General features: G+C 40.7%; 16 protein-coding genes. 5 read left to right on the forward strand and 11 right to left on the reverse strand.

The window, feature by feature from the left end:
• Position 1: 1 nt before the first annotated feature.
• The 5 genes from SKA34_RS10530 to SKA34_RS10550 form a co-directional block, all read right to left on the reverse strand.
• A complete protein-coding gene (locus tag SKA34_RS10530; protein WP_006645506.1) occupies positions 2 to 3,121 on the reverse strand; it encodes a toxin VasX in 3,120 nt (1,039 codons plus the stop codon).
• Positions 3,111 to 3,491 (reverse strand): hypothetical protein, encoded by a 381-nt coding sequence (locus SKA34_RS10535; RefSeq protein ID WP_006645507.1) that lies wholly within the window; start codon positions 3,489 to 3,491, stop codon positions 3,111 to 3,113. The genes SKA34_RS10530 and SKA34_RS10535 overlap by 11 nt, the downstream gene beginning before the upstream one ends.
• A 24-nt stretch (positions 3,492 to 3,515) precedes the next feature.
• Positions 3,516 to 3,962: a DUF4123 domain-containing protein gene (locus SKA34_RS10540; RefSeq protein ID WP_006645508.1), complete on the reverse strand. Its 447-nt coding sequence runs from the start codon at positions 3,960 to 3,962 to the stop codon at positions 3,516 to 3,518.
• Positions 3,959 to 5,986 carry a type VI secretion system Vgr family protein gene (locus SKA34_RS10545; protein WP_006645510.1) on the reverse strand — a complete coding sequence of 676 codons (2,028 nt, stop codon included), beginning with the start codon at positions 5,984 to 5,986 and terminating at the stop codon, positions 3,959 to 3,961. The genes SKA34_RS10540 and SKA34_RS10545 overlap by 4 nt, the downstream gene beginning before the upstream one ends.
• 113 nt (positions 5,987 to 6,099) lie before the next feature.
• Positions 6,100 to 6,618 (reverse strand): Hcp family type VI secretion system effector, encoded by a 519-nt coding sequence (locus SKA34_RS10550; RefSeq protein ID WP_006645511.1) that lies wholly within the window; start codon positions 6,616 to 6,618, stop codon positions 6,100 to 6,102.
• Between the two features lie 664 nt (positions 6,619 to 7,282).
• Between SKA34_RS10550 and SKA34_RS10555 the strand changes: the two genes are divergently transcribed.
• Both SKA34_RS10555 and SKA34_RS10560 read left to right on the forward strand, forming a co-directional pair.
• Positions 7,283 to 8,005: an AraC family transcriptional regulator gene (locus SKA34_RS10555; RefSeq protein ID WP_006645512.1), complete on the forward strand. Its 723-nt coding sequence runs from the start codon at positions 7,283 to 7,285 to the stop codon at positions 8,003 to 8,005.
• A gap of 97 nt (positions 8,006 to 8,102) precedes the next feature.
• Entirely contained in the window at positions 8,103 to 9,032 is a 930-nt protein-coding gene (locus SKA34_RS10560) for a DMT family transporter (RefSeq protein ID WP_006645513.1), read from the forward strand.
• 103 nt (positions 9,033 to 9,135) lie between these two features.
• Here SKA34_RS10560 and SKA34_RS10565 read toward each other — a convergent pair whose 3' ends face one another.
• On the reverse strand, positions 9,136 to 10,881 hold the full coding sequence (locus SKA34_RS10565) for a DEAD/DEAH box helicase (RefSeq protein WP_006645514.1): 1,746 nt from the start codon (positions 10,879 to 10,881) through the stop codon (positions 9,136 to 9,138).
• Positions 10,882 to 11,056: 175 nt separating this feature from the next.
• Here SKA34_RS10565 and SKA34_RS10570 point away from each other — a divergent pair, with 175 nt between their 5' ends.
• Together SKA34_RS10570 and SKA34_RS10575 are read left to right on the forward strand one after the other, a co-directional pair.
• On the forward strand, positions 11,057 to 12,127 hold the full coding sequence (locus tag SKA34_RS10570; RefSeq protein WP_006645515.1) for an FAD:protein FMN transferase: 1,071 nt from the start codon (positions 11,057 to 11,059) through the stop codon (positions 12,125 to 12,127).
• A gap of 262 nt (positions 12,128 to 12,389) precedes the next feature.
• The gene (locus SKA34_RS10575; RefSeq protein WP_006645516.1) at positions 12,390 to 12,818 is read left to right on the forward strand and encodes a GNAT family N-acetyltransferase; all 429 of its coding nucleotides are present in this window, start codon (positions 12,390 to 12,392) and stop codon (positions 12,816 to 12,818) included.
• Here SKA34_RS10575 and SKA34_RS10580 read toward each other — a convergent pair.
• Positions 12,804 to 14,189, reverse strand: a complete 1,386-nt coding sequence (locus SKA34_RS10580) for a PLP-dependent aminotransferase family protein (protein WP_006645517.1) — start codon at positions 14,187 to 14,189, stop codon at positions 12,804 to 12,806. The two genes, SKA34_RS10575 and SKA34_RS10580, sit on opposite strands and share 15 nt — an antisense overlap.
• Before the next feature lie 50 nt (positions 14,190 to 14,239).
• Here SKA34_RS10580 and SKA34_RS10585 point away from each other — a divergent pair, with 50 nt between their 5' ends.
• Positions 14,240 to 14,584, forward strand: coding sequence for a hypothetical protein (locus SKA34_RS10585; RefSeq protein WP_232284268.1), 345 nt, complete (start codon positions 14,240 to 14,242; stop codon positions 14,582 to 14,584).
• A 137-nt stretch (positions 14,585 to 14,721) separates the two neighbouring features.
• Here the strand turns inward: SKA34_RS10585 and SKA34_RS10590 are convergent, their stop codons facing one another.
• From SKA34_RS10590 to SKA34_RS10605, 4 genes are all read right to left on the reverse strand, one after another.
• A complete protein-coding gene (locus tag SKA34_RS10590) occupies positions 14,722 to 15,063 on the reverse strand; it encodes a hypothetical protein (RefSeq protein WP_006645519.1) in 342 nt (113 codons plus the stop codon).
• A gap of 34 nt (positions 15,064 to 15,097) precedes the next feature.
• Positions 15,098 to 16,054 (reverse strand): DUF3137 domain-containing protein, encoded by a 957-nt coding sequence (locus tag SKA34_RS10595; RefSeq protein ID WP_006645520.1) that lies wholly within the window; start codon positions 16,052 to 16,054, stop codon positions 15,098 to 15,100.
• A gap of 20 nt (positions 16,055 to 16,074) precedes the next feature.
• Positions 16,075 to 16,638 carry a LemA family protein gene (locus SKA34_RS10600; protein ID WP_006645521.1) on the reverse strand — a complete coding sequence of 188 codons (564 nt, stop codon included), beginning with the start codon at positions 16,636 to 16,638 and terminating at the stop codon, positions 16,075 to 16,077.
• 153 nt (positions 16,639 to 16,791) lie between these two features.
• Positions 16,792 to 17,286, reverse strand: coding sequence for an N-acetyltransferase (locus tag SKA34_RS10605; protein WP_006645522.1), 495 nt, complete (start codon positions 17,284 to 17,286; stop codon positions 16,792 to 16,794).
• Positions 17,287 to 17,531 lie beyond the last annotated feature (245 nt).

Consider the following 17,531-nt stretch of genomic DNA (forward strand, 5'->3'; position numbering starts at 1 on the left):
TTTATCCTGCGGTAGGGAGCTTTAGACCAGCCACGCCATTATGATGACGTATAACGTCTTGAGTTTTCTTTAAATCAAATGTGCCTGTTGAGGTCAGTTTCCCCACATAACTTTGGCAACTTTCCGTCCATGCCCTGTCATAGTTTATCGCAATAACAACAGTATCACCTTCGTCATAGGTCACAGGAACTGTAATATAAGAGACACCGTTTGACGTTTTCTTGCGTTTACGTTGAGTGACGTCAACTTTCAGCTTCGATGGTTTTTTCATTTCTGTTGCAATGTCAGCATAAGAAGTACTCTTCTTTTTATTTACCACTACTTTTAAATCGTAATGTTGCTTCTCATCATCGAAGAGATAAGACGGTAAATAAATATCGACGCTCTTTGTAGTCAGTTCAATATTGGGCTTCCAAATAATGTCTTCTAATCCCATTAACTCCTGTTTAGCTGTTTGTTTTATTGGTGATTTCCCCCAACTTGAACCTCGTAACCATTTTTGCATTTCATCGCGATGAAAATAGTTATACAGACCCGAGAAGATGAGATAGGCAATACCTGCATAAAATAGGGTACTGACCATCCAGGCTGCAATAATTTCTCCGAGAATAACAGTCTGGCTCGCCAAGTTAAATAATTGAAAGCCTGATACTATACCTTGAGCCCCAAGGGCAAAACCTTTACCTGTTAATAGTGTTGCCTCAAACCAATCATCCGAATTATAAGCTTGCTTAAAAGTTAAATAACCTTCCGTACTCGCCGCAAAGAACCCAAATATCGCGGTCACTTTCGCAGCTGCTGCAAAGCGTTTTATCGCCACTTGTTCAATATTGCTAGCTTGTCTCAAAGCAGATTGAACTGATTTGTTTACAAATTCATTAGCAATCACCTGCGCATCACGTCCCACTCCGGCAAACGCAGAAAGTGTCCATGAAACCGTCGAAGCAAGTTCGATATAGACATCCACTTGCTCTTGTGGGGTACCGGCTTGTTTAAGCTTTGTAGTAACTTGTTGCGAGACAACCATTAAGTTCCATAAGTTACAGATCGCGGCAAACCCACCGATAACAGTATCGGCACCGTTAATGCTTTCTAATGACTTATTCGCTTTTCCAACCATCGAAATCGTGCGCTCTCGCAGCCCTGAAAAATAGCCTGTTAGTTTGGTTCTTACAGCCGTCATGGCTTCTTTATCGAGCTTAATCAGTAATGGCATTTCACTGGCAATAAGATCTGCGATTTTTTGTTTCGTCGCCCCCAGAGCATCACGCATTGCCGTCGTATTTTGGGCATGAAGATGACTAGATTGCCGTTGAGCTGTTTGCAGAAAAGGGGTCAATTTACTATTGAATGCTTCAAGGTTTTTGACATAATCTTTAGAAAACGTAATCTTGCTATCATCGCTGATCAGACTGCGTGCAACAATAAACCTGAGCCCTGAAGCGAGGTTATTTTCTCCATGTGTCTGAAAAGGAAATAAACCATCAAGAAGCCCTTCCCAAGCTGAGTTACCTGCCTTTGAAAATGCTTTTTTAGCTGCACTTAGAACGTTATTAATTGCAGCCTTTATCGTATCATCGGTATCAGGAATTCGTCCGTCATCAAGCCATCCGTAGATTTCACCAAGACGAGAGACCATATTAGTATCATCACTAGCATTTGAAAATGAAACCGCATCATTCGATATTTTTTGGAATATCACAGATTGAAATTCAGGGCTGTAATAATAAGGCGCAAGTGCCATCAATGACTGATTTTTTGGAGCTTTCCAGTCGCTTGATACTGCTGTCATTAAAGTAAATAATTGTAAAAAAAGTTGATTGAAGAAGCTTTGTCCTTGCTCGTTTTCAATATCAACACCAACACGTAATGCATTAACGCCCAATGAGATTATGGCGTTGTCGAGATCTTCTTTTATTGGAGCAACGTCGCCTTTTAGTTCATCAAGCTCACTATACTTGCCATTTAAAAAAGTAGACATTCCCTCCCAGTTGATCTCACTAATATTTTTGTTACGTTGTTCATAATTAGCCGTATCTTTAGCTGTAGGTTGATAAGAAAATTGATTTTTCAATTCAGCTAACAGCTCTTGTTTTCTGGGCTCTAATGTTTTCACGCCTTCAAAAGCATTATGATCATACTTGTACTGATTTAAACCGGATTCTATGACTAAGTATTCATTTAACGTCGCTTCAAATTTTAACGTTTCTTGAGGGTTATCTTTCAGTTTTTTCTGTAAAGCAGATGGCGCATTTTTTGGGTCATACGGAACATGTGCAATAGAACGAACGAGATCTGACATCAACAGCTTGTGCTTGTCTTCATCATCACCAAACACCAACTCTTTCTGCGCATGTAATGTGCCTAATTTCAATGCAATATCAGTGATATCTGCCAGCGGATCGTCTAGAGCAATGAATAAACCATTTTCGATATTTGCTTGCGGAAGTGCGGCTTGATGTGTCGGTGCTGAGCCGGCTTGTTTTACTTTGATAAATTCACTGTTTGGTGATGACGTCTCTGCCTCTAGTGGGGTAGAGGTTACGGTAAAGCTATTGATGATATCTTGACTCACAGCGCCAATATCAGCCATAGACGCTTCTAGATCTTTCGCTAAACCACAGTGAGGCGCCACCATGTGCTGCTTAAACGCCTTGATATCTAATTTTCGCATCCACTGATTACGATGCGTTTTACCCTCATCGATGCCACTAAACAGTGTGATAAGTCGCTCGGTCCATGCATTAGGTGCAAAGCTGAGCCAAAGCGTATCGTCGCTATCATAGGTTAAACATGCTGCACAAGTCCCACCTTCATGATGCGCTGTGAATATGTCACCTTCAACTTTGTAGGTGTGCAGCTTACCGAGTTTTTTACTAAACACGTATAACCAACCATCACGCAATTGGCGCAAGTTATATTGCTGATTAAGCTTGAAAGGTGGTTTCCAATTTGCACCATCAGGTAATGGGTATAATGGTTCATTGTCAATCGCACCATCTAGTGCGTATCGAACCGGAATAATACCCACTTCTTTTAGTTGAAACGGACAGGTTCCTGCCGGAGAACTCGGGTTGGTTGTTCCCCCTGTTTGGGCAGCATTGTAAGCATCAGTTGGCATGGGAGACCTCCTTATGAGCGAGTTCATCAGCAATAGCTACGCGCATTGACGGCGTTTGTGCTGATGGGGTTTCTAATAAATGCTTGATATGTGGAAACCGTTCTGTGTTGAATACCTCTTCCCCGAGGAGTGCGAGAATATTGAAAAAATGCAGGACATCACTATCAGTTTCAAATTGCATGTTATGGGCATTGTGTACCCATTCCTTTATCCATAAAAAAGGAGCATTGTGCTGGTGAAGGACCGCGGGAAAATAAGTATTTAAATGTTGATTGACTTTCTCTACGGTATTGCGGCGAGTGATATCACCCAATTGCTGCCATTGTCGTTCAGACAATTTATAGGTTTCTGGTCGTGATTGTGTTTTCACAGTTTCATCGTTATTCAGTAAAACTCATCCCTCTCGTGTAGGTAGCCAAACCTTCGATAAACACGCCCAAAGATGACATGCTTGGTCACTTAACATCACATTCATCGCCTCTGGCTGGCCTACTTTAAAAAAGACCTTAGAGCCATAGACCGAAAGCACTTCAAAGCAGTCCGACAGTTTATTAGCAAGCTGTTCGATATTGGTATCACTTTGAACGATATACCCAACATTGGCATGGTTATATCTTATAAACCAAGCAATGGCCTCGGGTGTCAGCGTTACAATAAACGCTGAAACCTCCCTTAATGGTAAAAAGCGCGTTGGACAAATAACTTGTGGTTGAAAATCTTGTTGAAGCAATAACAGCTCGAGTTTATCAATTTGGCTGCCATCAAGAATAAGAAAACAGTGCTGTTCATCGCTGACATTAAAATCAGGGATCGGCAAAGGGAGCTTAGTGGTAAAACTCATTGAGCATTCTCCATACATACCTCACAAACTGGCACTTTACCTTTCATGGCCTCAAGCTGCTGGGGCCAATTAATCGCAGTTGTTGCATCTAATGCTTGAGCTGGCTCTACGGCACCAGGCAACATTGGGGCAATACCGCCATAGCTCGTACCACTGCCAGCACTTCCCCCCGCATTTATATTGACTGCTGCCCCTGAGAGCGATACGCCTGATGCGTCGATTTTGATGAAGCTGCCGCCGGCTTTTAAGGTAAGCTCTGCACCTGCCTCTATCACCACTTTTGAACCACCTTTTAAATGCACTTCATTTCCTGCATCCACAAGTAATGCTTGGCCTTGTTTCATGTGTAAGCTGCCATCAACCGCGACAGTTTGATCGGCTTTTACATGAGTACGGCTTTCACCGTCTACGGTTAGGTGGTCGTGGGTTTTGATGTGGGTGAAGCGTTCATTGTCTACATCTAGGTGTAAATCGTGTTTGATGTCGTCTTTGCGATCATTTTTCACCAACATGTTCACGTCTTTTTGCGCGTGAACATAGATTTCTTCTTTGCCTGCTTGGTCTTCAAAGCGCAGCTCGTTATAGCCATCACCTTGGTGAGTTTCCGTGCGCAATACCGTGCGGGTTTTATTCGCCGGTAACGGGTAAGGGGGCTTGTTGGTCGCATGGTAAGTACGGCCTGTGATAATAGGTTGGTCTGGATCACCCTCCAGAAAATCAACAATCACTTCATGACCAATACGCGGTAGTGCGAGCATGCCATATTGGCTACCAGCCCAACCTTGGGAGACACGTATCCAGCAACTCGCATTATCATCACTGTTACTGTATCTGTCCCATGGGAACTGGACTTTTACCCGACCGTATTCATCACAGTAAATCTCTTCGCCTTCAGGGCCCACCACCATCGCAATTTGTGGGCCGTCTACACGAGGTTTAGCCGTGTAGGGTGCTCGCCATGGACGATGACCGGGTATCACAATAAAATCATTGTTATAGGTGGTTACACCTTGTCCGCCCGCTTCTTCTAATGCTTGCGGTTGCGTACCCATATGGTTAACCGCCACCACGAGCCATTCGTCATTACATTGCTCATCATCGTGCTCTTGCAAGGCAAAGTTCACCCCTGCAATTAAACCGTGGGTGTTACTTTCACCATAGGCCGTATTGGCATCACGACGTAATGCTTCGAGTCGAAAAGAAGTAAACGGCTTACCACTGGCATCGTCTTTGTAACGCCCTGGGTAATCGTAATGTTCGTAATTGGCTTGCTGGTAATCGGCTTCTTTCGGATTGGCAGTTTGTAAGAAGCTATAAGCCGGCTTTTTAAAACTGTAATCTTTGAGTTGCGCAGACGATGGGCGAATTTGCGTATGGCGAGCAAAGGTGCGCACAAAAGGCACGCCACTTTGACCACCACTGCGGCTGTTATAGGGCAGTGGTTCCGTCAGTCGAGCGGCACTTTGGGTGTCATCAGAAAAGCGCAGGGTATTCTTTTTATTATCATGGACAAAGCTATAAAACAGGCCTTCTTCTGCGGCAATGCGGTCGATAAAGGCTAAATCTGTTTCACGGTACTGGACGCAATATTCACGCTGTACGTAATCTCGCGTTAAGACGAAATCAACATCGGTAATCCCTAATTCTTGTAATATCACCGAGATAATTTCAGGCACCGTTTGTGTTTGAAAAATTCGGCTATTATGGCGCAACGCGAGGCGGGCTGCTGGCGGTACAAATTCTACCTGATACAAGGTGTGGTGATGGCCTGTGTCACCCTGGGTAAAACGTCGAATAATGCCATGCCATTGTTGTTGCTGCTCACCGTCTCGCCAGACCGTGAGTGTGGCCGTGTTATCAACGGTCTCTTGCGGCGTATAGGCAGGGTGACGACTGGCTAAGTCGATGGTAAAGGCGAAAGGCAAAGACAGACTGTCAGTGCCTGAAAATTGCGTGACGGCAAAGGCATCAGTATCTAGCCCATCGACTTCAAAAGTAAATTGCAAACCCGTTTTTGTTGCCATACTGACCTCGTGATTAAACCTTTGCTAACGTCGGCCTTTCGGCGTATTTAGCAAAGGCATAAACGAAAAGCTGCCTACACAGTGTGTGTAGGCTGAGACATAGTGGGGGGCGATTACGCTTCTAGCGGTGCACGCCAGTCATCTGCACCTGATGTGCCCGATACCGTGTGATCCCAGTTAATTGCACGGTAAGACATTGATACTTCGATAAGCTGAGTGAAGTCTTCTTTTGATGAGTCTTGGCAGTGTGGCATGTGGGTGTTGATATCAACAATCGTTGCATCGGTCAGCGTTGTAGTGAAGTAGTGCTCTTGCTTACCTTCAACCGATGTGCGGTACCACTTCAGCTCTACAGACGGTAGCATTTCACCTGATGCCAATGAGTTGTACATCAGAGGAACAGCTTTGTTCAGTGCCACGGTAAATTTAAATGGTTTGTGAACACGTTGACCTGAAGGCTGACCTGATTGTGGGTCTGTAGGAACAGTAACAACGTGCTTGAATTCTTGAACAAGCATTTGGTCTTCGTGACCTTCAACATAGATGTTACCGACAGAATCAGCCGTGAATGCACCCGCTGTGATGTTACCCTGAGTTTGGCCTTGGATTGAGATATAACAAGGAGTTGGCATCTTAGTATCCTATTTTATGATGGATTAAATTACACAGCCTGTGCTGTGACGACGTGCTGTTAAAGCATGAAGTGTGCCAACTTTTAGCTGCATGAAAAATATGAGCTTTTCTTTTTTATGCTTTTAAATATTGAGCAATATATTGCCCGCTTGGGCAATATGTTGCTCGGTCTGGGCCATTTCTTGCTCAGTGGCTTAATATAAAATGCTCGAAATATGAAGTTAGAGAGGGGATGGTCGTTACTGATATGAGTTTGGCAGTGTGATGTGTAAAACCTACTGTTCGAGTATGACTTATTGGAAATCTGTGACGAAGGTTTTTACGATAAACCAAGAGTTAAAATAGATTTTCCATATATTTTCTAATACGAATCGCCCCAAATAGAGCAAAGAATCTAACTCATTTATGTCCACAAATGAGTTAGTAGTTAAGTTAACTCACTAATGACTAACTTCTAGATCTTTCAAAATATCCGTTCATTTTCTATCTCGAAGAACTTTCATGATCATGGCTCTTTCAATGTTTGCATCATTATTGTGGCAGCAAGATAGGCTACGATTTTTGGTCGTGATTGACGGTTAAAGCGAACAGTCTCACCGCTTTGCGTTGTGTCTTTGACTGGTTATACTCGGCATACCTGTATGAAATTACGTGTGTTTATTTATGTCTGATACGAAAAACAGCCTTAGTATTCGTGCTTATACTAAGCAACTAGAGACGCACTCGCATGAGAGTTACCATCAATTGGTATTGCCTATTCACGGTAATATCGCGATTGAGATGCCAAACTTTGCCGGTAAGGTGACAGTGGGTGAATGCGTTGTGATTCCTGCAGGTATTCAGCATAGCTTTAAAGCTGATGAAATGGCGCGTTTTATTGTGGCAGATTTGGATATTTTACCAGAGCATTTTATTAGCGGGGGCTTGGTTGTATTTTCAGTCACACCACCACTGTTAAGCTATCTCCATTTCGTTGAAAAACAGTTACAACACCAAGTTGATAATGGATTAGAAAGCTCGATGATGAATGTCTTCTCAATACTTTTAGAACAGCAGACCCATGCTAAACCTGTTGATCCCAGAGTTCGAGACGTACAAAGCCATATTATCGAAAACATAGGTGAAAATTTGTCGATTAATGAATTAGCTAAGATTGCCTGTTTAAGTCCGACTCAGTTTAAAAAACTATTTAAACAGAATGTTGGTGTCAGCACATTACAGTACATTAAAGTTCAACGAATGGAGAAAGCGAAGGCGTTACTTACGCACACTGATTTACCCGTTCAATTGATAGCAGAGCGAGTCGGTTATACCGATTCATCTGCGTTTAGTCGCCGTTTTTCAATTCACTTTGGTTTGTCTCCGCGTGAGTTAGCTCGACAATAGCGTCTATATAGACGTTTTTTACGTCTTTTCTGCAAGGTATCTCTTCGTCAATCTCCGTATTCTTTTCTCTATTCAATATCATTGTAGAGAAAAAATCATGTCTTCTTTAGCGATTCAAACAACAAGCCAATACAAATTTGGAGTGTTAGCCATATTATTTGCCTCTTTATTGTGGGGCACAACAGGTACTGCTGCCAGCTTTGCAGATCAACTTAGTCCATTAGCGATTGGTGCCTTTGCAACAGGCGCAAGTGGTGTTATTCAAGCTGCTTTGTCTTGGCGAAGTATCATGCATCATTTCAAACAGATCATGGCGCTCAAGTTATTGTTAGCGGTAAGTTGTCTTGCTTTATCGGTATATCCGTTAGCTTTTTATACCTCAATGAAGTTGTCGGGAGTTACTGTTGGGACAGTGATATCGATTGCGAGTGCTCCTTTTTTTACCGTTTTTCTTGAGTGTCTTTTTAGCAAGGTTAAAAGGTTTTCAATTCAATGGTATGTCAGTTTCGTTTTTGGTTTGGGGGGGATCATAATGTTGGTAGCGGCTAAGTCGGACGGGGCAGTAGAATTTAATAATATATCCTATTTATTTGGCATCGTATTAGGTTTAGTTGCTGGTTTAAGTTATGCCATTTATTCATGGATAGCTAAGCGAATGATTGATAGTGGTATTAAATCGCAAGCGGCGTTAGGTAGCATTTTTGGGGGCGGCGCTCTATTGTTGTTGCCGAGTTTATTGTTCACAGGTGAGAACCTTTTCAACAACTTCAATAATACTTCTGTGTTGATCTATATGGCGATCATTCCAATGTGTTTAGGCTATCTTATCTACGGTTATGGGTTAAGGTATGTTGATGTTAGTAATGCTTGTCTACTTACTCTATTCGAGCCAGTGGTTGCAGCAGTATTGGCTGTTGTCATTGTTGGTGAGAAGGTGTCTATCTCAGGTTGGATTGGAGTTGTTTCAATTGGTATATGTTTGATCCTTCAAGCCTTAGATAGTAAGGCTTCTGGTCAAAAAAGTTAAATGAGCCAAATTTGCAGGGATAAACCCAGCCACGTTTCTGTTTTTGTGAAATTGGCATTACCTATAGGCAATGCCGTTACAAACTAAAATTAACTTAACGACTTTAGTCTTTTTGATATTGATCTAAATCGAACAACTTGTCTCGAATAGCCCAAAATCGACCATTTTTACGGGCGATTACAATTTCAGGTGGACGTAAACGGTGCTCGTTATTTGCCACTTTTGTTGGTGCGGTATCGGTAAATGGGCGGTGATGATCCACTAAATGAGGATTGATAAAACGCTTCAGAAATTCTTGCTTCTGGGTTTTATTAGAAAGCGTCCACACTTCGTTAATTTCATTACCTTCATCACCGACATAAATCACTTTTAACTGAGGCTTCTCGAATTTATTTTTGCCTGGCTCTAAGCGCATGTCAGTACACTTCATGATCATGGCGTCTTTAAGTTTTAACGCCTCACGCAGTTTTTTATCAGGATCAACCATAACAGCATCACAAAGGTGGCAGCGTCTTGTGGCGATATCGTTATCAGCGCCACATTCTTCGCAGTATTTGGCGCGGAAACGATAACCACATTCTTCACGTTCGCCTGTTTCATCATCTTCAAAATAGCCTTGGCAACGACGTCCATAGTGCTCAACTAAGAAGCCTGCGGGATCGAGTTTGCCCCAGAAACTGTTTTTAAAACCACAAGCAGGGCAAGGTACCATCACGACTTCACTGTCTGAGTTGGGTTTTGGATCACCCACTTCAGGTTGGTATAAATCGTAACAGTTACCAGCATATTCAAGAACTAAACAGTCTTTTTTACCATCAGCTAAACGTAATCCTCGACCAACAATTTGTTGATATAAGCTGATAGATTCAGTTGGGCGAAGAATAGCAATTAAATCAACATGCGGCGCATCAAAGCCAGTCGTTAATACCGAAACGTTAACTAAGTATTTAATCTTTTGCGCTTTAAAATCATTGATGATGCGATCGCGTTCATCAAGAGGGGTATCACCAATAACCAACGCGGCATTTTCACCTGATAAATAGCCCATGATTTCTTGGGCGTGATTGACTGTTGAGGCGAAAATCATCACACCTTTACGATCTTTTGCGTAATCAATCACTTGTTCAATGATCATTGGTGTTGCACGCTCTGATTTTCCAATCACGCTATCTAAATCGGCTTCTTTGTAATGGCCTGTCGATGAAGGAGTAATAGATGAGAAATCATAACCAATCACTGCCATATCCATGATTTTAGGCTCAGTTAAGAAACCTTCGTCTAATAAATAGCGGATCGGTAATTCAAAAATACAGTCGCGGAAGAAACGATCTTGCTCGGTACGAACCTGACCTCGGGTATGGTATTTGTAGATCCAACCCATGCCTAAGCGATAAGGTGTCGCGGTTAAGCCAAGGATTTTAATGTTTGGATTAACATCTTGAACGTGTTTGATGACTTTGCGATAAGCACTGTTTTCGTCATCAGGTACACGGTGACATTCATCAATGACCAATAATGAAAATTGTTCTTTGAATTTATCTAAGCTGTTTGCCATTGATTGCACAGAAGCAAACACCACTTGTTGGTCGGTTTCTTTTCGCCCTAATCCAGCAGAAAAAATAGAGGCTTTTAAACCATAACTTTCATATTTTGCATGGTTTTGCTCTACCAACTCTTTAACGTGGGTTAACACGAGAACACGCCCACGAGCAATTCGGGCAAGCTCTGCGACAACAAGGCTTTTACCTGCGCCTGTCGGTAGGGCTAATACTGCTGGGGTGTTGTGTTTACGAAAATAGTGGATAGTCGCGTTAACACTGTCTTGCTGATAAGGGCGAAGGGTATACATAGAAAATATTCTGGCGTAACTGAAAACGTAACTAGTGTACATTTAACCAGTGATTTGGCAAAGCCTTCATTCATTGTTAGGGGTCACGTTAGATGCGGTGTTTTGCCTTTGTCTAGTAGTATTTGGTAACTGTTGGTAAACTTTACATATATTTATATATCAATAAGGTTTTTGTATGTTTGCGAAAACGTCGAATGTTTTCCTAAAGCCAAGCTGCGCTGTTTTATTTACACTGTCTGCAACTATGATGTTGTCGGGCTGTAGTGAGCCTCCAAAATTAGAAAAAATCGCAGGCTATGCAGAAGGCACTAGCTACCATGTAAGTTATTGGTCTAAAGATGATGTTTCATCGACGAAGGTACAAGCCCAGTTTGATAAAGCATTAGACGCGATTGATAAAGAATATTCAACGTATCGCGGTGATTCTTATATTTCTAAGTTCAATAAGAGTACCTCAACGGAATGGCAACCCGCCTCGAAAGATTTTATTTATTTGTTGTCTATAGCAAAGGCGATCAATGAAGAAAGTCATGGTTGTTATGATCCAACTATTCAGCCTTTATATAAACTTTGGGGTTTCCAAAGTGATAAATTAAATGTGCCAACAGCCGTCGAGATTGCAAAGGTGCGTGCTGATATTGGTATTGATAAAATTGAAATAGATCCTGAACACTTACGTATCAGAAAAACCATTCCCCAGTTGCAAATTGATTTATCTTCAATGGGTGAAGGTTATGCGATTAGCCGTTTAAGCCAAATTTTAGAGTCGGATGGTGTTGAGAACTACTTGGTTGAGTTCGGTGGCGATATGAAGATCAAAGGTCATAAGCCAATGGGTGAGAAGTGGCGTGTGGCAATTGAACAACCTGTAGCGCTAAAAGACGGTATTCATCCTTATCAAATCGTAACGATTAATGATGAGAATGGCGTATCACTAAACACTTCAGGTACTTATCACCATAACTTTAAGGATGGCAAAAAAGATTACTCACATATTCTTGATGCAAGAACAGGTGCACCGATCACCCATGATCTTGTTTCAGCATCCGTGTTTGGTAATGATCCTATTCAAGGTGATGCGTGGGCAACAACCATGCTGTGTTTAGGTCCTGATGAAGGGAAAGCGGTAGCAAATGAAGAATCATTACCGGTTTACTATATTCAAGATGTTGATGATGCATTTAAGAACTCAAAAAGTAATGCGTTGATCCAAGATACAAACATCACATTAAGCCAGAAGAAATAAAGTGTTAGTTTAGAAATTTCAACACGATTTTAAAATTTCTGATTTAAGAAGAAGCCTTATTTAGAGTAATTATCTAGATAGGGCTTCGCCTTTTAACAAGCTCACTAAAATTTATACATAGTATTGAAATCTTTCTCAGTAATTATAACGATGTGCGTTACCAAACTAAACGTCATATAGGAACGTTTACGTTTAAAAGGTAGGTTATTAATGCTAAGGATTAATCGAAGTTATGGCTTAGTAGGTTGTAGGTTCTTTTTATATGGATTTAATATTAATGGAAATAAAACCAATCACCTGGCAGCAGGCAATAACAGTTCGGCATCGTGTTTTATGGCCGTCTAAACCTGAGTTTTTTTGTAAAGTGGAAGGGGATGAGACAGCAACGCACTTTGGGGCGTTTATTAATAATGAGCTCGTCTGTGTGTCTTCGGTTTATATCGAAGGAAACGTTGCCCGACTACGTAAGTTTGCCACCCTCACTGAATATCAAGGTAAAGGTATTGGTACTGTGATGATCCAAGAGCTCTTTACTTATCTAAAAACGACTAATGTGGAATATTTCTGGTGTGATGCACGAACGAGTGCCATTGGTTTTTACCAGCGTTTAGGGCTTACCACATCTGGCGATACGTTTTATAAGTCAGATGTGGAGTGTGTCAAAATGGCGTGTAAGTTAAGCGCGTTGTGAAGCTTTTATTAACTTTACGAGTAGCGCTAGTTGCTCTTTTGCCTGCTCTATTGGATAGCCAATATTAACCCTGATGTAGTTATCATATATTGGCAAAGAACTAAAAAGAGAGCCTTCTCTTATATCTAGTTGGTTGGTGTTGACGAGTTGAGAAAACATTTCTGCATTATGATTCTTTATTTCTATCCATAGTGTCATACCGCCATTGGGATTGCTCATTTTGATGAGCTTAGGTAGATGGTGATTAAGATAGTGGCGATATTGATACATGTTGTTTGATAGGTTAGTACATTGACGTCTGATGTATTTATCATACAGCCCAGTATTAAAGTACTCGGTAATGGCATTTTGGATCTGCTGGGAGACGCCACGCGAGCTTGCTGAATAATAATTACTAAATTCAGAGAAATAGCGTCCAGACAAGCACCACCCTAAGCGGTAACTGGCAGACAGTGATTTAGAAATGGAACCACACCAAATAATATAGCCATCTTTGTCATAATATTTCGCAGGTAATGGCATTGTTCTATCATGTGATAGTTCAATATAGACATCATCTTCAATGATTGGTGTTTGATATTGAGCTGATAGTGTTGCTAGTTTTTGTTTTTGTTCAACACTTAACGTGATTCCTTGAGGATTCATAAAAGTAGTTGAAAACAGCCCTATTTGTATATTCCCCTGTTGTAAATGATGTTCCAGTTGCTTTAAATCTATCCCGTCTTTATTTGATGGAATTTCAATAACCTTCAGCTGTAAATTAACCAGAAGATCCATATAGCCACTAAAACAAGGTGAGCTAATCGCAACGGTATCACCAGGTTTCGCAATGATCTTTAATGCTGTATTGATTGCCGACATAGCCCCTTGGGTGATCACAAGATGGTTATGATCAACGGGGAAGCCTTTTTTACAGAAGTGACTTGAAACTGCTTTTCTTAATCTTTGTTCCCCAATAGGATCAGGATAACGATTTGTTTTTAAGCTATAGCGTTTCAGAGTACGAATAAAACAGCGATCTAATTCAGAAATGGTCCCATTATCAATGGGCATACAGGTGACCCCAAGCACACCATTATTTGCCCTGTAAGGCGTCTTATTTCGACGTGGAGAGGTTTGATAACTATCAAACTGTTTAAATTCAGGTTGAGCGACTCCCAGATCCATTGAACGAACAAAAAAGCCTTGCTTTGGTTTAGCAATTATCCAGCCTTGAGATTCAAGCTCATGATAGCAATTTACTGCAGTTGAAATGCTGACTTCATGTTGTTTTGCCAATTGTCGCAATGAGGGTAATTTTGTATTAGCGACAAGCGTATTATCTCTAATGTCTTCTATTATCGACTTAACAAGTTGCTGATACTTAGCCATAAATCACATCTGTATTGGTTTTTATCTTTAAAACTGTATCTGTATTGGTTGTGTTGTTGAGTAACGCGGCGATGGCTCAAGCGTTTGATAATTATACGATCAATTATCAACTTAGTAATGGTGATAAAACTTATCAGTTGTCCCAAAAATTGAATGAGCCGGAATTATTAGTTTTTCCCCAGATGAATATCAAGACGATACTATCTGTATTTCAGAAAACAAGTTGGCCAACAGGCGAATATTTACATATCACTTTATCGACAGAAACAGTTGATAAGCATTCAGTATTAAGTAAACGCTACGCGATAGCGCTTTGTCATAGCAAAAAAGTAACGTTATCAGGTGAAACTTTATGGATTAATGTGTTACCACCTAATGGCTGCGATCATAGTTAACAGTTAGATGGAAGAGGAGCGTGGTCAGTTAGCTAATAGTAGAAGTAATAAGCTGATGATTAAATAAAAGACTCACTTCCAGCAGTAGAAGCATGAGGGGATTGTTTTCATGCTTCAAATATAGAGTATTAACTCTGTCAGTGTAGATTAGTACGTATTTTTTGAAGTTTGAGCCAAAAAGACTCTTGGCATTGGCTAGTAAATATTTTCTTCTTTGGTGTAATTAAACCTTTGTTTGGCTGGGTAATAATTTCGTAATTGATCCAACATTCAGGGCATACACTATCGTCCAGTTCATCTAGCGTTTCATCAAACTCAGTGGTTTTTAACATCACAGTGCCATTGCTGAATGTCACACGTTCTTCGGTGTAATGAATGTTCGTTTCGTTTTCTTTCACTGTTTGCTGATGTTTTTGTCGATCGATAATCTCAGGGGCATCATCGTTAAAAGCAAGAATATAAGTAATAAGGTTATTCATAAATAGTGTGCCATTACAGTTTTAAATGTATGGATTAGCGCTTCGTCCAGATGCGAGTGTTGAGATCTAAATCGCTGACAATATCGATGACAAACTTTAAGTCCCGGGCAATCGCTTGAACAGATTCCAGTGAATCCGAGGATGTAAATAATGCGGGCTCAAAGTAGTTTTTATGACTACTTATCGCGATATAAATATTATTATCAATTAATGATAACGAGATACAATTTTTAGCTTTAGTAACAAAATCGACTAGTCGTTCCATCATCGCAGGCGTTAATAAGTATCGTGCTTCAATTTGATCGCTGCTATAGACTGAAAAATGTTGCTCAAAATGGGGATTTTCTAGATCTACACGTTTATTTTCGCGGTTAAACAGATGAGATACGGCATCAGCAATTGCGGTAATAAATGTATTTTTCGCTGGTAAAATGAGTGTTTGGTTATTGAAGTGCTTATTGGCATCGGCAATAAATAGTATTCCATGAAAAATGGTTTCCCATTCCTCGCGGTTTTCTTTTTGATTCACGCGGTGCTTTTTAACTTGCGTCTCTAATTCTGAAAAACGCAGTGTCGTTTTACCGATTGTACCTTGGACAAAGTCTTCACCACGAAAGCTATCATAATGCTGTGGAAAGAGTTGGCAGGCTTTATAGTCTTGTTCGGAAATAGAGCCGAGAGGCTGATAATCAAAACTCTCATTGATGTTGGCTAGTAGGGCAGTGATCACCTTCTGTTTATAACTTACGCAGTATTGTTGCTTCTGTTTTGAAAACCTACCCAACATGAAAATAGTAACAATAAAGGTCGCAATAATGCCAAAAGGTAACGCATTGAAATGGAGTGCCGTTGGGATCGCAATAGCAGCTGTAATAACTCCAACCGCAAGCGCAATCCATAACTGTTTGACGACATCTAAGCGAGTAGACTCTAATGAGGATAGCTGTGTTCTCAGCTTTTGTTCATATAAGGCTGAAATACGATCTTCCATGGTGAAACCTTATTGTTGGATTATTTGTTATTAAACAGTTCAGCTGCGTTCACGTTTTGGTGTTCTACTTCTGGAATGTCAAACAAAGGTAATTTCGTTAGGTTCATACTATTAGCAATTATGCTTGATGGGAACATTTCTACAGCGTTATTGAAATCAGTAACCGAGGCATTAAAATTACGACGTGCTGCAGACAGTTGAGCTTCTACTTCATTCATGGAACGCATGACAGTATCAATATTATCGTTCGCTTTTAACTCTGGATAGGCTTCAACAGCTACGCGGAAGTGAGATAGTGCAGTGCTAACTTGCTTGTCTAAAGCGGCTTTTGTATCAGTGCTGGTGGCATTGCTCGCTTGGTTACGAAGCTCTGTTAATTCAGTTAATACCGACTTTTCATGTTGCATATATGCTTTAGCGGTTTCAATTAAATTTGGTAGTAAGTCGAAACGTTTTTTTAACATCACATCAATACTTGATTCTGCATTGGCAACTTGGTTTTTCTTACCAATTAAACTGTTACGTAGGCTGATGTAGGCAAGGGCAATAATAACAATAATGCCGATAGTGATGAAAAGACCCATTTGATTCCTTGGTATTTAAAATGAAAAGGCGTGATGTAACGATTATAAATAAGCAGGCAATTAATTGATATGCTTGTTATAAAAAAGCCTTGCAAATGGCAAGGCTATAAAAGTAGTTCAATACATGTTTTTATATAAAACGAAAGGGTATCGCTACGATGCTACATATAGTGGCACTGCTTTTTCAGCAAGGTTTTTAGTCATAACACAGAACTGGCGACGTGGTACAAAGCCATGGCGTTCGTAGAAAGTACGAGCACCAGCATTACCGATATTCACTTCCAGTGATAGAGCTTTAACACCATCGTTCATAACACGATCTTCAACTTGTGGTATTAATGATGCGCCAATCCCTTTTTGTCGCCACTCTGGCTTTAAATAGAATTGATCAATAAAGCCTACCTTACCGCCATGTTCAAGGCTAAAGGCATAACTTACCACTAGGTGTCCTGCGACACAGTTTTCGCCATTTTCTTCCACTTCAATAAACCAAGCTTGTCCAAGCTCTGGTGTTGCTAATAGCTGTTTAACCGCTGTTGCAGTTTGCTCTACCTTTTGCGGTAGGGCTTCGTAAGCAAATAATTCGTCAATGAGTTTTAGAAAAGTATCAAGAGATGAAAGCACAGGTTTCGTTAACGAGATTTTCATACGGTGTCCCTAAGTAAGATCTATACACAACCAATTAGGCTATCAATGAACTATAGATCTGAAAGTCTGAATGTAAGCGTAATCAAAAATAAATGATTTATTGTTCTGTATGCTAATAATAGATTGTTTGCATAATAAATAGATTTATAACTCTTCGATAATGAGACAAGAGACACGAAAAAATGTTCATATTTTTGATTGTCACATCATAATTTTTTTATGAAGTCTCTCGGCTGACCGTATCG

It is taken from the genome of Photobacterium sp. SKA34 (assembly GCF_000153325.1).
Lineage (GTDB): Bacteria > Pseudomonadota > Gammaproteobacteria > Enterobacterales > Vibrionaceae > Photobacterium.

Bases quoted from the DNA above. Each gene is read 5' to 3' on its own strand.
- SKA34_RS10530 (WP_006645506.1), bottom strand. From the start codon at position 3,121: ATGCCAACTGATGCTTACAATGCTGCCCAAACAGGGGGAACAACCAAC.
- SKA34_RS10560 (WP_006645513.1), top strand. From the start codon at position 8,103: ATGTCTTCTTTAGCGATTCAAACAACAAGCCAATACAAATTTGGAGTG.
- SKA34_RS10580 (WP_006645517.1), bottom strand. From the start codon at position 14,189: ATGGCTAAGTATCAGCAACTTGTTAAGTCGATAATAGAAGACATTAGA.
- SKA34_RS10590 (WP_006645519.1), bottom strand. From the start codon at position 15,063: ATGAATAACCTTATTACTTATATTCTTGCTTTTAACGATGATGCCCCT.
- SKA34_RS10550 (WP_006645511.1), bottom strand. From the start codon at position 6,618: ATGCCAACTCCTTGTTATATCTCAATCCAAGGCCAAACTCAGGGTAAC.
- SKA34_RS10545 (WP_006645510.1), bottom strand. From the start codon at position 5,986: ATGGCAACAAAAACGGGTTTGCAATTTACTTTTGAAGTCGATGGGCTA.
- SKA34_RS10555 (WP_006645512.1), top strand. From the start codon at position 7,283: ATGTCTGATACGAAAAACAGCCTTAGTATTCGTGCTTATACTAAGCAA.
- SKA34_RS10605 (WP_006645522.1), bottom strand. From the start codon at position 17,286: ATGAAAATCTCGTTAACGAAACCTGTGCTTTCATCTCTTGATACTTTT.
- SKA34_RS10570 (WP_006645515.1), top strand. From the start codon at position 11,057: ATGTTTGCGAAAACGTCGAATGTTTTCCTAAAGCCAAGCTGCGCTGTT.
- SKA34_RS10595 (WP_006645520.1), bottom strand. From the start codon at position 16,054: ATGGAAGATCGTATTTCAGCCTTATATGAACAAAAGCTGAGAACACAG.
- SKA34_RS10540 (WP_006645508.1), bottom strand. From the start codon at position 3,962: ATGAGTTTTACCACTAAGCTCCCTTTGCCGATCCCTGATTTTAATGTC.
- SKA34_RS10575 (WP_006645516.1), top strand. From the start codon at position 12,390: ATGGATTTAATATTAATGGAAATAAAACCAATCACCTGGCAGCAGGCA.
- SKA34_RS10600 (WP_006645521.1), bottom strand. From the start codon at position 16,638: ATGGGTCTTTTCATCACTATCGGCATTATTGTTATTATTGCCCTTGCC.
- SKA34_RS10565 (WP_006645514.1), bottom strand. From the start codon at position 10,881: ATGTATACCCTTCGCCCTTATCAGCAAGACAGTGTTAACGCGACTATC.